This is a genomic window from Magnetococcus marinus MC-1, from assembly GCF_000014865.1.
GTDB classification, from domain to species: Bacteria; Pseudomonadota; Magnetococcia; order Magnetococcales; family Magnetococcaceae; genus Magnetococcus; species Magnetococcus marinus.
In genome coordinates, this window is record NC_008576.1 from 2,006,008 (window position 1) to 2,020,557 (window position 14,550).

Here is a 14,550-nt window from a genome sequence, read left to right on the forward strand (position 1 = left end):
TCTATCCTTCAACGCCAGAGGAGCCCGCACCACACAGAGACCAAGTGGTTACCCAATCGTCATTAGGCGTCTTTTTTCTCCGTGGATTCCGCCGCAGCGGGCTTGCTCACCTCGGGCTCAGCAGGCGCATCATCCTCTGCATTCATCGCTTTTTTAAAGCTCTTTACGCCGCGACCCATGTCGCCCATCACCTTGGGCAGCTTGCCCGCACCGAAGATAACCAAAACAATCACCAAAATGATGACCATCTCCATGGTACCCAAACCAAACATTCGGCTGCCTCCAAAAGGGTGAATCTGTGTGGCGGTGCCACGCCATAAAGGTTACATACTCTACCCTACTTTAAACCACAATGCCATGCATCGTGATCCCTTAGGGGGGTTGGGGTGTGAAATCAGTTACCCCTTTTGTGCTTGAAGCTTTTGTTTCGCCATATCAATGGCCTTTTGCACCTGCGCTTTAACATCCTCAGGGGCAAGGGGGAGTAACTTGTCCAACCATTTGACAGCAGCCTCGTACGCACCAAGCTGGTAAGAGCCCATACCCAACAGCCACAGGGTGTCCAACTGCTCCGGCTGTTTTTTGTGGATACTCTCTAATAATTTGATGCCGACCCCCATTTGAGCCCTATCTTCCGTCTCTAATAGAGTGATCGCCATGCCCACCGCAGCATCCACATGATCCGGTTGGCGTTCCAACACATGTTTGTAGGCATTGATGGCATCCATGGTGCGATCCATATTGCGCAACGAACGTCCGAGCATGAGCCAGCCATCAATATTATCCGGTTCCGATTTTAAGCGCTCTTCCAGCCGCGCAACCATGGCACCAATATCGGGGGCCTGCTGGCCCTGCATAGGGCCGCCTTCCTGCTCTTGTGGAGCTTGTTCCGCCAGAATCTCCCGGTCAGCCGTAGAAAGCAGCTGATAGGCCATGACACTGGATGTACTCACCAACACGATGACCGCAACACCCATGGCGCGGCTAACGCTTAAATTGGCTTGGGAACGTTGCGCGTCCGACGCTGACTGAGGCGCTGTCTGGGCCGGTTTCTCCAGGGCATCTAGCTTGGTTAAAATCTCACCCAGCTCTTCTTCCATCCCCTTTCGGTTATTGGCGGCATCGTCTGCGTCCACCAATCCTCCTTGGGTGTCCATCTCCAGTTCTTTAAGCTGGCGCAAGAGAATATCCCGGCGGTCTTGCAACTCCACCAGGGGGTTGCCCTCTAACCCCACAGGCAGGGGGCGGTTGCCATTGGCCCGAAATAGCGGCACAAACACCATAAAAAGGGCGACACTCAAAATGGGAATAATGATTAGCCAGAGGGTCATACCATTTCCGTCCTATTAGGCGGTTGTTGATCAAACAAGGCACACTCGTGAGTTTAGCGCAGACAATACATGATGGCCTTGAGCTCTATCAACCCGTGCTATGGTGTGCAAAATGTCCATAATGTAGCAGACCTAAACAGGAATGGCGAAGATTGATTGTGCCTTGTGTGGGAAAAGCGCGTAAAGGGAGAGCGATATGCCGGAATTACCAGAGGTTGAAACCACCCGCCGGGGTATTGAACCCGCCCTGGTGGGTAAACGCCTGTGTGGCGTGGTGGTGCGTCAGCCCCAACTGCGCTGGCCCATACCGGTTAAAACCCTGGAAAAAGAGTTGGTGGGGCAGGTGATCCAACAAGTGGCCCGGCGGGCTAAATATCTTTTATGGCGCTGCCCGCAAGGAACCTTGCTGGTTCACTTGGGCATGTCTGGTTCTTTGCGTATTGTGCCCGAGCATACCCCCCCCGCCAAACATGACCATGTGGATTGGGTGATGGAAGGCGGGCAGATGGTGCGCTTGCATGATCCCCGGCGTTTTGGCGCGGTAGTGTGGATACCGGTAACCAGCCCAGAAGAAGAACATCCCCTGCTGGCCAAATTGGGGCCAGAACCCCTGCATCGCAGCCTCAATGGTCGTTACCTCCACCAGGGTTCCCGTGGGCGTCAACTGGCAGTAAAAAATTATATTATGGATCAAAGCGTGGTGGTGGGGGTCGGCAACATCTACGCCAGCGAGGCGCTGTTTCGCGCCGGCATTGCTCCCGCTCAAGCCGCAGGTAAAGTGGGCTTAGGACGCTACCGGGCGCTGGCCTGTGCCATTAAAGCGGTGTTGGGGGATTCAATCGAACAGGGTGGGACCACGCTGCGGGATTTTATTGGCAGTGATGGCAAACCGGGCTACTTTGTACAATCCCTCAATGTCTATGGGCGTGCGGGTAAAGCGTGCCCAAAATGTGGCACCACCATAGAAAAACAGGTACTGGGGCAGCGCTCCAGCTATTATTGCCCCCAATGCCAGCGGGCCTAGGGGATCACTTTTTTAGCATGATTAAGATTGCCCAAAATATCATAAAGCAGGGTCATGCCCATTTCATGACGATCATGATCGGTCAATAACAAGGCGATGCCCTTATTCATGGTCCGTACAACTTCGCAGTGAAATTTTAAGGCCTTACCAAGTTTTGGGTGCATGGTAATGGTCCCTATGGTGCCAGGAGCCATATGGGCTGGGGTTGTGGGCAAGCGTACAAAAAGGCCCTCTGCCGAGATATCTTGGGTTTGACCCGATAGGCTTATACCACCCTTAAAATGCATATCGGCACGAACATTATGGGTAATGCGCAGATGCTTGCGATGGCCACTGTCTATAGCCGTTTGGTAGGGGGTCGCTTTTTTGATGGGCGAAATGTTGATTTGGAAATCATTGGGTTTAATGGCTGCACTACCCTGCTTGTTTTTGACCGACATCTCAGCCCCCTTTATTCTGCGTGCAAAGGCTTGTTGTCGTGCCGTAAAGCCTATGCGCTCATAATCGCAGAATTCTCCCCAACCTGACAGCATTATTTTTCTCTGCTGTGACATTTGGTCATGTTTGGGTGTTCTTGGATCTCCAACATGACATAGGGTTTTGACGCTCTTGTCTATGCCGTATTATTTGAAACAATTTGAAAAGGATATGAAAATAAGCCGGGTATAACCTGGCCTTTGGTTTTTTCTATGGTCAAGGGATGGGGCCTGAGGCTGCCAAACCCCGGGACCGGTTTGATACCGGCCCTAGGTGGCTTGGATTAAGGGGAACCGTGGTGGGGTTTTGGCTTGGGAGGGTCCGTGGGCAGTTGCACCGTTAAGCTCTGTTGCTGGCCATCCCGGACAAGGGTCAGGGTCAGCGTGTCGCCCCAATGGTGCTGGCGTAACAAGCGTACCAAATGATGATTGCTCAGGGTAGCTTGGCCCTCTAATGCGATGATGCGATCCTTTGCCTGCATACCCGCCCCCTCAGCAATGCTGTTGGGCATGACCTGAGCAATCTCCACCGGGCCATGGGCGCTCTTGGCGGCCTCCTCTAATAAAATACCCAAACGGACCGGCGGGGGTTGTTCCACCCGTTCCATAATGGGTGTGCCCCAAGCGTAGTCGCCGCTATCTGGTTTTATCCCATCGCTGCCACTGCTCCAGGGAATCACCGTGGCGATTTGCGTAAGGCCCAGCGCCTTGAGTTGGTGGGGTATACCATAACCAAATTCGATGTGCCCGGTGCCAGCCAAACCAATGGCGATGCCGTTGGGATGACGTTGTGCCCAATCATAAAGCCCCTGGGCCATAACGGTATCCCAGGTGGTTTGCGCTTGGATAAAGCTTTCTGCCGAACCCTTTAGGGGCATTTGTGGATGGTGGGCCGCTAAAATATCCTGCAAATAGTGACGATAAGCTTGGGCCGGGGGGGCTGGTGTGGGAAGCTGCTGGCGTTGGGTAGGGTCAAGCTTGTCCAACCCTTTTTCCCGTATCTCGGCAATGATGCTGCGCTTGACATTAAGCGCCAACAACGGCAAATGGTGGTCCCGCACATAACGCAAAATGGGCAGATACAGCTCAGGCTCCATGCCCCAGGTAAAGTACCATTCGGTTTCATCCAAAAAGGCTTCTTCGCTTAACGCGCCCGCACTCCAGCGGTCTAAGACCGGCTGTAAATGACGGGGAAACTGCTCCATGCCCACCGCCACCAAACCATGCTTTTGGTGCAGAGCCTGAATCACCTGTAATTGTACCCCATGTTGGTGGGGATCATCATGCTGCTCCCCCACTAACACCACCCGCTGCTGGCTAAGCTGTTCCACCAAAGCCCCTTGAGTGAGGGTGTTGCGGCTGTGCAGCTCCACAATCTCATGGGTCTTAACCGAAACGGGCATGTTGCTCCCCACCAAAAAGGCCAATAAAAGAGCGCCTCCCGCGATCAGGGGTGCGGCCATGTTATCTCTCCCACAATTTAAGCAGTGGATGTTGAAAATGCTGGTGAATCAGGGCCATTACCCCAGCCAACGCCCGCCGATCCACAAAAACGCGGGCCTGTTTACGGCGGCAGTGCCCCAGAAAATTAATGCGCTCCGAAGCCTGCTCCGCCCAGCGTAAACGTCCATTCCCCTCCAACACCGGAATGCTACCACGACTGCCCACCGCATACTGCATATGGGCATACGGGGCGCGGTGTAGGCTATCTACATGGACCAGTAGACTGAGTGGAACGTTCCATTGACGACCACTTTCTGGTTCCACAATCTCCAAAGGGTGATCCCCATGGCTGTGCAAAAAGTGCTGCAAAGCCTGGGCGGCATCGGCATCCAAAATAACATCCGTGGCACCATCTTGATCCTGCACCCCTTCATCCCCCTCTTCCCATAAACGCTGCTCAGGGTCCATATGCCACAGCAGGCGCTTGTAGGGGGCTAAACGGTGCTGAAACATGCCGCTCTTGCGACGTAGCTCCCAAAGCAGAGGCGTATCCTGCTGCGTCAGCGTAAGCCGTGACCAGTAGCCGATGGCATAATCCAAGACCGCATCATCTAACGCTTGAAACAGGGCGGGCTCTTGCGCCTCGGCTTGGCGCTCCTGCTGAAGATAGCGCACCAGCTCCATCGGTGTGCCGCTGGGCAGGGGCTGGTGGGCATCCAGCAATGCCAGCAGAGTGCGGATGATGTGAATCAGCAGTGCCTCAAACGCTCGCACTGCCTTGTGATCATACACCTGCCGATACATATCATCGCGAGCGGCAATGTAGGACTCCAACGCCGCTGGCCCTTTGGCGATCTCTACGCACAGCAGCGGGCCAGAGGCCGTCTGTTTAAGCCGTAAAGAGCGCATCAACCACGCCGCATCAAAGCGGCCATAGCGTACCCCGGTAAAATGGGCGTCCCGCTGAAGATAATCCATGCGGTCGGCGTCCAGCTGGCTGGAGATAAATTGTCGGGCCAGTCCCAATAACCCGGTCGCCTCACCAGAGCCTAGGATGAGGGCTAACTCATGGGTAAAACGCGCGTGGTCTAAATGGTGTTTTTCACAAAAGTGGTGGATTGCCCGGCGAACGGGGCTATCGTGCTCAAGCAGCGCAATACCCCGCAGCTCATGGGCGATGGGGGTAGGGCTGACATGCTCAAAAACATGGGAGTATGGGCCATGCCCCAGATCGTGGATGAGCGCCGCCACCCGAATTTGCAGACCCAAGAGAGGTGAAATCACCCCAGGATGGCCTTGCGCGACCTCGGCAATCATGCGGGTTGCCAAATGCATGGTGCCCAAAGCGTGGGAAAAACGGCTATGTTCGGCAGAGGGGTAGACCTTGGCCGCCGGGCCAAGCTGCCGGATGCGCCGCAGGCGTTGCAAGGGCGGAGTGTCGATGAGGGCCAGCAAGAGGGTATCGCCCCAGGCCCAGGGCGGCGACTCCTCCATAGGCCCGCTGTGCAGGCGCAACTCAATCATGTCATGCACCGGATCCCGGAACAGCTTGACCGGCGCGCTCTCCAGTTCGGTCACGATGGGGCTCCTTGTTAGCAATGCGTGACAAATATCCCTAAGCAAGCTAGCCGCTAACCCAGAGGCAGCACCGTCTTGGGTAGGGGCGCGATTGTCTATTTATAGGCCTTTCAATAGAGGGTTTTCACTGACACTGCCAGCCAGCGCCAACACCTCCCAGGCGGCCCGGTATTTTTGCAGGCGAGCCAGATCCTCAGCTTGCAGATTCTCCGGAAGCCGCCGAATGTCCATATTATCCTCCAAATCGGCGCGTTTAACGGCACTGGCGATGGGGTGGGCCATGACCCGCCGCAGATACTCGGCATAGTTCTCGCTGGGCTTGCGGGTCAGCAGCTCCACCGCATAAAGCACATCGTAAGAAAAGCCAGTCTCGCCCAAAAATTGCAGGGTAACCTCGGTATCTTCCACCACATCATGCAGTACGGCCACTTGGCGGGCAGTATCACTGGTTTGGCTCATCATCACCCGTAAGGGGTGCAAAATATAGGGCTGCCCAGCCTTATCCTTTTGCCCTTTATGGGCGCGGGTGGCAATGGCAATGGCGGTCTCTAAGTCGGCCATAATGGCTCTCCCCCTTAATCCAACGGCAGATGATGTTTAAACGATGGCCAGCATACGTTCCAGGGCAACCTTGGCCATAGCCGCCTGCTGGGCGGGCACCACAATGGGGTTGACCACCTCGCCAGCGATGAGATTCTCTAAGCTCCACAACAGATGTTGCGGATCAATGCGAAACATGGTCGAACACATGCACAGGGTGGGACTAAGAAAATGAATCTCTTTTTCTGGCATCTCATGCTTGAGACGGTTGACCAAATTCAACTCGGTGCCAATGACAAATTGGCTACCCGCCGGTGCCTCGCGCACGCGGCTTTGGATCAGCTCGGTGGAGCCTAGGGCATCCGCCTTTTGACACACCTCAAAACTGCACTCGGGATGACAAATCACCTGAACCCCGGGCAGACGCTGACGCCACTGCTCAATGTGGGCGGGCTGGAAGAGCTGGTGGACCGAGCAAAAGCCGTCCCACAAAATGATCTTGGCGGCCTTGATCTGCGCCGGCGTCAACCCCCCCATGGGTTCGGTTGGACGCCATAAGACCATCTCTTCCAACCCAATACCCATGGCGGCACCGGTATTGCGGCCCAGATGTTGATCAGGAAAAAAGAGTACCTTCTCCCGCTCACCAAAGGCCCACTTGAGCACGTGGGCAGCATTGGATGAGGTGCAGACCGTGCCCCCATGCTCCCCGCAGAAGCCCTTTAAATCCGCCGCCGAATTTACATAGGTGATGGGGGTTAGGGTGGCTTCGGCATCCAACAGGGTGTTAAGCTGGCGCCAACAATCCTCCACAGCGGGAAGGTCGGCCATATCGGCCATGGAGCAGCCCGCAGCCATATCAGGCAAAATGGCGGTTTGGTGGGGGGCGGAGAGAATATCGGCCACCTCTGCCATAAAATGCACACCACAAAAGAGGATATAATCGGCCTCGGGCCGTTGCGAGGCCAGCCGGGCTAGCTTGAGGGAGTCCCCCGTTAGATCGGCGTAGCGGTAGACCTCTTCTCGCTGGTAGTGGTGCCCTAAAATCACACAGCGGTTGCCCAAGGCCGCTTTGGCCGCCACAATACGGGCATCCAGTTCTGCATCGGTGAGTTGGTAGAGGGGGTCTAGAGCCACTTTGTTTGCAGTCGTCATTGCCCATTTCCAGTTGGTCAGCCCTATGGGCTGGCGTCAAACACGAATCTTAGGAGAGAGATGCTCCCCATTTCACACACACAATGTACCCACCAGAGCCATGAACTCAAGGAGGAAATCCGCTCCAAGGCGCTGGAAATGGGTTTTGATAGCGTAGCCTTTGCCCCACCAACCCCGCCACCCCACCATGAATGCCTCGATGCGTGGCTGGCCGCCGGGGGGCATGGGGATATGGCGTGGATGGCCCGTAACCAGGAGCGGCGGGTGGATCCTGCCCAGTTAATGCCAGGGTTGGCGACCATTATGGTGGTGGGGGTCAACTATCAACCCGACCCCACTTTATTGACCACCCTGCATAAGCCCGCTAAAGGGTATATCTCCGCCTATGCACGCAACAAGGATTATCATGATATCCTTAAAAAGCGCCTCAAGGCCCTCGCTCAATGGTTAGAGAAGCGCCTGGGTCACGCCCACGAGGGGCGGCTGTTTGTGGATACCGCGCCGCTGTTGGAACGTCCGGTAGCGGCCCACTCTGGATTAGGCTGGCAGGGTAAAAACAGCATGCTGGTGTCGCGACACTATGGCTGCTGGCTCTTTTTGGGGGAGTTTTTTCTCTCCCTAGCGCTGCCCGCCGATGCCTGCGAGCCCGATCATTGCGGGCAGTGTAGACGCTGCCAGCAAGCCTGCCCGACCGGGGCTTTGGATCGCCCCTATTGGCTGCTGGCCCCCGATTGTTTGGCCTATTGGACCATTGAAACCGATCTGCCCATTCCCCACGCTCTGCGTCGGGCTATGGGCAATCGTGTCTATGGCTGTGATGATTGTGTGATGGTCTGCCCCTTTAACCGCTTTGGCGCACCGACTCAAGATCCCCTGTTGCAGCCACAAGATGGCGGCCAAGAGCCCGACCTGCTGATGTTGGCGCAATTGACCGAAGAAACCTTTCGCAGCATGTTTCGGCAATCGCCGGTCAAGCGCAGTGGGCGCATACGGCTACAACGTAATGTGGCGGTGGCGCTGGGTAATTGGGGTAGTGCAGAGGCAATTGCGATGCTTAACCAACTCTTAACCCATGAACACCCGCTGGTGCGTGGCCATGCCGTCTGGGGCCTGGGGGAGCATCGGCATCACATCGCTGTTGCAGAAGCGTTGCAACAGGCTTGGCGGGTTGAAGCAGACGGCTATGTGCGGCAGGAGTTGGCGCGGTTGTGTCAGGGTGTCTAAAACACCAGAGGGGGAGGGGCTTAGACGCTCTCTTCTTCATCTGGCAGGGGCTCGGTATAGATGGGGTTGCGGCGCATGGCACTCACTAAAAACTGCGTCGCCCGCTCCAACTGTTGACGGCGGGCCTCGGGCGCTAAATGCCAGCGGGCATAGTGGGCGGTATCTTCGGCGACTTGGTTGGCGCGAATCATCTGCAGAGCGTGCTGCGCGACCTGTTGATCACGCTGCTGCTGGGATTGCTGCTGGGACGCTTGCTCGTCATCCTCCCGCTCTTGGTGGCGCACCACACGCTGGACCGACTCCACCGGTTCATGGCTGGCGGTGTGGCCCACGTTGGGCTTGCTACGCTGACGGAGCGCGGGACTCTGGTTTGACGCCTGGGTGGTCTCGACATGGTGCTCAGCCTCGGCCTTGCCATTTTCGGTGCGTATATCCCGGCGGTCGCGGCTGCGACTCACCTCTCTTTGAAACGCACTGAGCAGCCCAAACACCATGACATTTTGAACGGGGTTAAACATGGTTGCAATCCTCCTGCTTCTCTTATCGGTGGATTGGCGATGAATGATCAATCAAAAATGCTTTGTCGTCTTAAATAAACCTTATTTCTGGCGGTCGACACGCTGCTGGCGCTGGTCGGTGCTGCACCACTGGGCCACGCTACAGCTTTCACATAACGGTTTACGTGCTTTGCAGGTGTAACGTCCCAACAATATCAACCAATGGTGGGCATGGTCCATAAAATGGGGGGGAATCACCTTGATCAAGGGGGCCTCAGTTGACTCTGGGGTTTTACTACTCACCAGACCCAAACGGTTCGAGACCCGAAAAACATGGGTATCTACCGCCATGGTGGGCTGACCAAAAGCAACATTCAATACCACATTGGCGGTTTTACGTCCCACCCCAGGCAGGGCTTGCAGCGCTTCGCGGCTCTGGGGTACTTGGCTGTCATGTTCCGCAACCAACTTTTTTGCCAGCAAGCCCAAATTTTTGGCCTTGCTGTTAAACAGGCCGATGGTACGAATATAGGGTTTGATACCCTCTTCCCCCAAATCGGCCATGGCTTGGGGGGTGGGGGCGGCGGCAAACAGTCCGGGGGTGGCCTTGTTCACTCCGGCATCGGTGGATTGGGCCGAGAGCACCACCGCCACCAGCAATTCAAAGGGGTTGCGATAATCCAGTTCACTCTTAGGCTCGGGATTGGCCGCCTTGAGGGTGCTGAAAATGGATTCAATCTCGTGTTTGCTCTTACGGGCCATGGTGCGCTTCCATTGAATTGAGGTTTCTCAAGGGTTATACCAGATACAGGGCATGTGTGCCCAATGCTTTCACACGGCCAATGGAGCCTTGCTATGCCTACGCAGATTCACCACACCACCTGCCCCTTGGATTGCCCCAGTGCCTGCGCCTTGGAAGTTACCTTGCAGCAGGGGCAGCTCAAGGGGATCAAAGGGGATGCCCAACACCCCTTCACCCAAGGGGTTATCTGCGGCAAAGTGGCCCGCTATGGGGCGGTGCAAAATGGCCCACGTATCACCCAACCCATGAAACGGGTCGGCCCCAAAGGGTTGGGCCACTTTGAGCCCATAAGCTGGGATGAGGCCATGCAAACCGTGGTGGCGCAGCTACAGAGCCGCATCAGCCGTTATGGGGCCGAAACCGTTTGGCCCTACTGGTATGGTGGCAGCATGGGGCTGTTGCAACGCAAAGCGCTGGAGCGCTTGACCCATCGGGCCGGGTTTAGCCGTATGAAGGGCACCATCTGCTCCTTTGTCGGAGTTTCTGGCTGGCAGGCAGGGGTGGGCACCTTTTATGGCCCTTCGGCGGAGGATATGGCCGCTTCCAGTGATCTGGTGATTTTGTGGGGCATCAATGCGGTTTCGACCCACATCAATCTCATGAATTTTGTGAAAAAGGCCCGCGCCCGTGGGGCACGCCTAGTGGTGGTGGATCCCTACCGCAACCGTACCGCGAAACTGGCCGATGAGCATCTTAATCCCCGCCCCGGCACCGATGGCGCACTGGCCGCCGCCATGATGCATGTCTTGCTGGCAGAGGGGCTGGCCAACCGCGACTATCTGGCCCGCATGAGTGATTTTGATGGCGAGGTGGAGGCCCACCTGAGCCACAAAACCCCCGAGTGGGCGGCGCACATTACCGGCTTGTCGGCGGAAACCATCCGCGCTTTTGCCCGCCAGTATGGGCAGGCCGCCGCCCCCTATATTCGTATGGGGCTGGGAATGAGCCGTCAGAACAACGGCGCGGTCAATATTCACGCCGTAAGCTGTTTGCCCGCCATGGTTGGCGCGTGGGAGAAGCCCGGTGGTGGTGCCATGATGATGTCTCACGGGGCCTTTGGGGTGAATATTCAGGCGATTACCGCCCCGCATTTGGTGGATGGCACACCCAGCCGCGAGCTGGATATGAGCCGTCTTGGCGCCGTGCTGGGGGATGCCCAGTTAGCCCCGCCGGTAACAGCCATGCTCATCATGAGCGTGAACCCGGCGGTGACAGCACCGGATCTGGGAGCGGTCTATCGCGGCCTAACCCGCGATGATCTGTTTACCGTCGTGCATGAGCAGGTGATGAGCGATACCGCCAAATTTGCCGATATTCTGCTGCCCGCCACCACCTTTTTGGAGCATGAAGATCTCTATAGCTCGTATGGTCAATACACCTTGCAACATGCCGAGGCGCTGTTGCCGCCACCGGGTGCCTGCCGCTGTAACCATGATTGGGTCAATGATCTGGCTCAGCGTTTGGGCTTTACGGAAGAGGTGTTTCAACGCAACCTAAGCGAGACGGTGGCGCAGGTGCTGGCGGATTCCAAGCTGCCCCCCCGTGAGCAGTGGTCGCAGCGTTGGCACAATGTTACCCCCCATGAGGCAGATCGCTACCACCGCAACGGCTTTGGTCACGCCGATGGCAAATTTCACTTTCGGCCCGCATGGGGGAATACCGCCATGCCCGCGCTGCCCGACCATTGGGCGGTGAATCGTCGGGATTTGCCCTCGGATCGAGCCTATCCGCTGGATTTTATGACCCCACCCGCCCACGCGGTGTTAAATTCAACCTTTACCCTAAGTGCGGACCATGAGCAAAAATTAGGGGAGCCAACCTTAATGATCAACCCTGTGGATGCCGCTGAACGGGGCATTGTTGAGGGGGATTGGGTGGTGGCCTATAATGCCTTGGCGTTTTTGCGCTTTAAGGCCCATGTGAGCGAAGATGTACGCCCGGGCTTAACCCTGTGTGAGAGTAATTTTGCCGCACATGCGTTTAAAGAGGGGATCTCCCTCAATGCGCTGAGCCATGCCAACGCGGTGCTGCCCCATGGCGGGGTGGCTTTTCATGATAACCGGGTGCAGGTGGAAAAGGTGGATTAAGGGCCTTAGGAGGCCAAGCCTCGATGCGGTGGCTAGTGTGGGTGAACAGGAGAGGTTTTGAGATGGGGGAACCGATCGCGTGAGAGGGCTATTATGAAGACTCGGCAAGCGGGGCGTTATTTGGTCGTCACGCTGGCAGGTACGCGCCTGAGTGAGCCTGAGCGGGCTTATCTACAGCGTGTTGAACCTGCGGGGGTGATGCTTTTTTCGCGCAATATAGAGCAGCCCGAGCAGGTGGTGGCGCTTATCCGGGCGATTCGCCAACAGAGCCCAAGCACGGTCATCTGGATTGATCAAGAAGGGGGGCGGGTGCAGCGTTTGCGTTGCCCATTAACCCGCTTACCTGCGGCGGAAAGCTTTGCCAAGATCTACGCATATGCCCCCCAGCAGGCCGAACGGCTGGCCAGGCAGTGTGGGGCCCTGGCAGGCCGAGAGCTGCGGGCGTTTGGTATTGGCATCAACTGTGCGCCGGTGGTGGATATTCCGGCACCGGGGGCGGATCCGGTGATTGGTAATCGTGCATTCGGGGATAATCCGTTGAGCATCAGCCGGTTAGCCGGGGCTTGGTTGCAGGGGTTGCAAGAGGCGGGGGTGATGGGGGTCGCCAAGCATTTTCCTGGTCATGGGGATGCGATGGTGGATTCGCACCGCAGTTTACCGGTGGTGCATACCGAAATAAGGGAACTGCTGAGCCGTACGTGGGTCCCATATGTGCAATTGTTGCCTCTGTTGCAGGGGATTATGACCGCGCATCTGGTCATGTCGGCGTTGGACCCCTTACGACCGGCCACTTGGTCATCGGTGGTGTTGAAGGATTGGTTGCGGCAGCGGTTGGGCTATGGGGGCTTGATCATCTCGGATGCGCTGGAGATGGGTGCTTTGGGCGGTAATATGGAGGATCGCGCCGCCCGGGCAGTGCGGGCCGGTTGTGACCAACTCTTGGTCTGTTCTGGGCGGTTGAACCACATGCAGCAGGCGCTGAATGGGGTTCAACAGGCGCTGGGGGAGAAGTCTCCGCAGGAACAGAGGCAAGATGCCCAGCGTATTGAGGCGGTGTTGCAGAACTATCGTATTTCACCGGGGGATTGGCAAAAGGTGGTTGCCGATCCGGCCCAGCAGGCGTTAAAAGAGAGGCTACAGCGTATGGTGGCCGCAGATATGGGGCGCGACCCTACGGAAGTTGGCTAAGCATTGAACGAAGCGGGCTTAGAACCCGCTTGAGGGAGAAGACGATGAAATTGGATCAAACCCGCTTTGGTAGCGCCCATCTACCCACGGAGATTCGCCAAATCTCAGCAGAGAAAGTGCTTGAGATCACCTGGGAAAATGGCCTTAAATCCCGTTATAGCATGGAGGCATTGCGGGTATTTTGCCCCTGTGCCGAGTGTCGCGGCCATACGCCGGATCAAAAAAAGCTGATTGATGGTAAACTGGATGTCACGCTCAAGATGATTGAGCCGGTGGGGCACTATGCGGTAAGGCTTGGTTTTTCCGACGATCATGATAGTGGTATTTATGATTGGGAGATGCTGTTTGATCTGGATGAAAATATGGAGACCTACTGGAAGGGCTATGAGGCCGAGTTACAGCAGGCGGGTAAGCGTCGGCGTCCTTCGGTGTTTGCCATCAAGGTGGTGTGATGGCGTGAGAGGGCAGGGGGCGCGCCGTGCGGTGGATGGTCGGCAAAGGGAGTAGGATTGTCCGATATGGCGTAAGGCGGTGCACCTTGGCTTTGGGGCCGGTTTTTTTGGGTCGATATTGTGTTTGGATGTGGGGTGCGTGAACGCGGGGTCATGGGCTTTGGGAAGGTGGTATGGTGGTGATTTTTTCCCCTTGTTTTTAGTGTATGGCGTTTTTGTGAGGGGTGTGTGAAAAAAAGCGTTGCATCCATGCCCTGGATTGCGCTATAAACTGCCCCACGACGTAGCACTGTCCCGTTCGTCTAGAGGCCTAGGACACCGGCCTTTCACGTCGGTAACACGGGTTCGATTCCCGTACGGGACGCCATATTAAGAGGGCCGCCAACACAGGCGAATCCCTCGTCGGGAAAGCCCCTAGGGCAAGTACACAAGAAGGCCCGCTGATTGTATCAGCGGGCCTTCTTGTGTTCAGGGGGGTGGCTTTGAGAATCACGGCGATCTGTCTTAATGCGATCACCTAGCATGCGGGGTATCAATGAGGGCGCAGCACCCTCACAATGGTGAGCTTTGACAGTCAAAAACCGGATAGACGCCATAACCAGTGCAAGGCAGATTATCTCTATCTCTATGGCTGTTTTTAACCCACCAAACGCTCACCAACCAACACAGGGCAACACTGGAACAGGCAAAAAGATTACCCGCCCAGCACGGCCCAGAAAATTTTGGACGTCAAACAAAGGGTACGGCGGAAGG

General features: G+C 56.4%; 14 protein-coding genes and 1 tRNA gene. 6 read left to right on the forward strand and 9 right to left on the reverse strand.

Annotated elements, in window-relative coordinates:
• Positions 1-62 precede the first annotated feature (62 nt).
• Positions 63-272, reverse strand: a complete 210-nt coding sequence (tatA, locus tag MMC1_RS08250) for a twin-arginine translocase TatA/TatE family subunit (RefSeq protein WP_011713276.1) — start codon at positions 270-272, stop codon at positions 63-65.
• Between the two features lie 126 nt (positions 273-398).
• Complete coding sequence (ccmI, locus tag MMC1_RS08255; protein ID WP_011713277.1) at positions 399-1,331, reverse strand: c-type cytochrome biogenesis protein CcmI; 933 nt, start codon at positions 1,329-1,331, stop codon at positions 399-401.
• Positions 1,332-1,527: 196 nt separating this feature from the next.
• On the opposite strand from ccmI, the gene mutM reads away from it, so the two are divergent.
• Positions 1,528-2,355 carry a bifunctional DNA-formamidopyrimidine glycosylase/DNA-(apurinic or apyrimidinic site) lyase gene (gene mutM, locus MMC1_RS08265; protein WP_011713278.1) on the forward strand — a complete coding sequence of 276 codons (828 nt, stop codon included), beginning with the start codon at positions 1,528-1,530 and terminating at the stop codon, positions 2,353-2,355.
• On the opposite strand, the gene MMC1_RS08270 is transcribed toward mutM, so the two are convergent.
• From MMC1_RS08270 to nadA, 5 genes are all read right to left on the reverse strand, one after another.
• A complete protein-coding gene (locus MMC1_RS08270; protein ID WP_011713279.1) occupies positions 2,352-2,795 on the reverse strand; it encodes a PilZ domain-containing protein in 444 nt (147 codons plus the stop codon). The two genes, mutM and MMC1_RS08270, sit on opposite strands and share 4 nt — an antisense overlap.
• A gap of 320 nt (positions 2,796-3,115) precedes the next feature.
• Complete coding sequence (locus MMC1_RS19890) at positions 3,116-4,294, reverse strand: ChaN family lipoprotein (RefSeq protein ID WP_011713280.1); 1,179 nt, start codon at positions 4,292-4,294, stop codon at positions 3,116-3,118.
• A 1-nt stretch (position 4,295) separates the two neighbouring features.
• Positions 4,296-5,852, reverse strand: a complete 1,557-nt coding sequence (locus MMC1_RS19895) for an HD domain-containing protein (RefSeq protein WP_011713281.1) — start codon at positions 5,850-5,852, stop codon at positions 4,296-4,298.
• A 99-nt stretch (positions 5,853-5,951) separates the two neighbouring features.
• Positions 5,952-6,413, reverse strand: a complete 462-nt coding sequence (locus MMC1_RS08285; protein WP_011713282.1) for an HD domain-containing protein — start codon at positions 6,411-6,413, stop codon at positions 5,952-5,954.
• 36 nt (positions 6,414-6,449) lie between these two features.
• A complete protein-coding gene (gene nadA / locus MMC1_RS08290) occupies positions 6,450-7,547 on the reverse strand; it encodes a quinolinate synthase NadA (protein WP_011713283.1) in 1,098 nt (365 codons plus the stop codon).
• Between the two features lie 60 nt (positions 7,548-7,607).
• Here nadA and queG point away from each other — a divergent pair, with 60 nt between their 5' ends.
• Positions 7,608-8,771 (forward strand): tRNA epoxyqueuosine(34) reductase QueG, encoded by a 1,164-nt coding sequence (queG, locus tag MMC1_RS08295; protein WP_011713284.1) that lies wholly within the window; start codon positions 7,608-7,610, stop codon positions 8,769-8,771.
• A gap of 20 nt (positions 8,772-8,791) precedes the next feature.
• Here queG and MMC1_RS08300 read toward each other — a convergent pair whose 3' ends face one another.
• Both MMC1_RS08300 and nth read right to left on the reverse strand, forming a co-directional pair.
• Positions 8,792-9,289, reverse strand: coding sequence for a hypothetical protein (locus MMC1_RS08300; protein WP_011713285.1), 498 nt, complete (start codon positions 9,287-9,289; stop codon positions 8,792-8,794).
• A gap of 81 nt (positions 9,290-9,370) precedes the next feature.
• Positions 9,371-10,030 carry an endonuclease III gene (gene nth / locus MMC1_RS08305; RefSeq protein WP_011713286.1) on the reverse strand — a complete coding sequence of 220 codons (660 nt, stop codon included), beginning with the start codon at positions 10,028-10,030 and terminating at the stop codon, positions 9,371-9,373.
• 93 nt (positions 10,031-10,123) lie between these two features.
• Here nth and MMC1_RS08310 point away from each other — a divergent pair, with 93 nt between their 5' ends.
• From MMC1_RS08310 to MMC1_RS08325, 4 genes are all read left to right on the forward strand, one after another.
• A complete protein-coding gene (locus tag MMC1_RS08310; protein WP_011713287.1) occupies positions 10,124-12,157 on the forward strand; it encodes a molybdopterin oxidoreductase family protein in 2,034 nt (677 codons plus the stop codon).
• 93 nt (positions 12,158-12,250) lie between these two features.
• Positions 12,251-13,345, forward strand: coding sequence for a beta-N-acetylhexosaminidase (nagZ, locus tag MMC1_RS08315; RefSeq protein ID WP_011713288.1), 1,095 nt, complete (start codon positions 12,251-12,253; stop codon positions 13,343-13,345).
• A 44-nt stretch (positions 13,346-13,389) separates the two neighbouring features.
• Entirely contained in the window at positions 13,390-13,797 is a 408-nt protein-coding gene (locus tag MMC1_RS08320) for a gamma-butyrobetaine hydroxylase family protein (protein ID WP_011713289.1), read from the forward strand.
• Positions 13,798-14,088: 291 nt separating this feature from the next.
• Positions 14,089-14,164, forward strand: a tRNA-Glu gene (locus MMC1_RS08325).
• Positions 14,165-14,550: the final 386 nt, after the last annotated feature.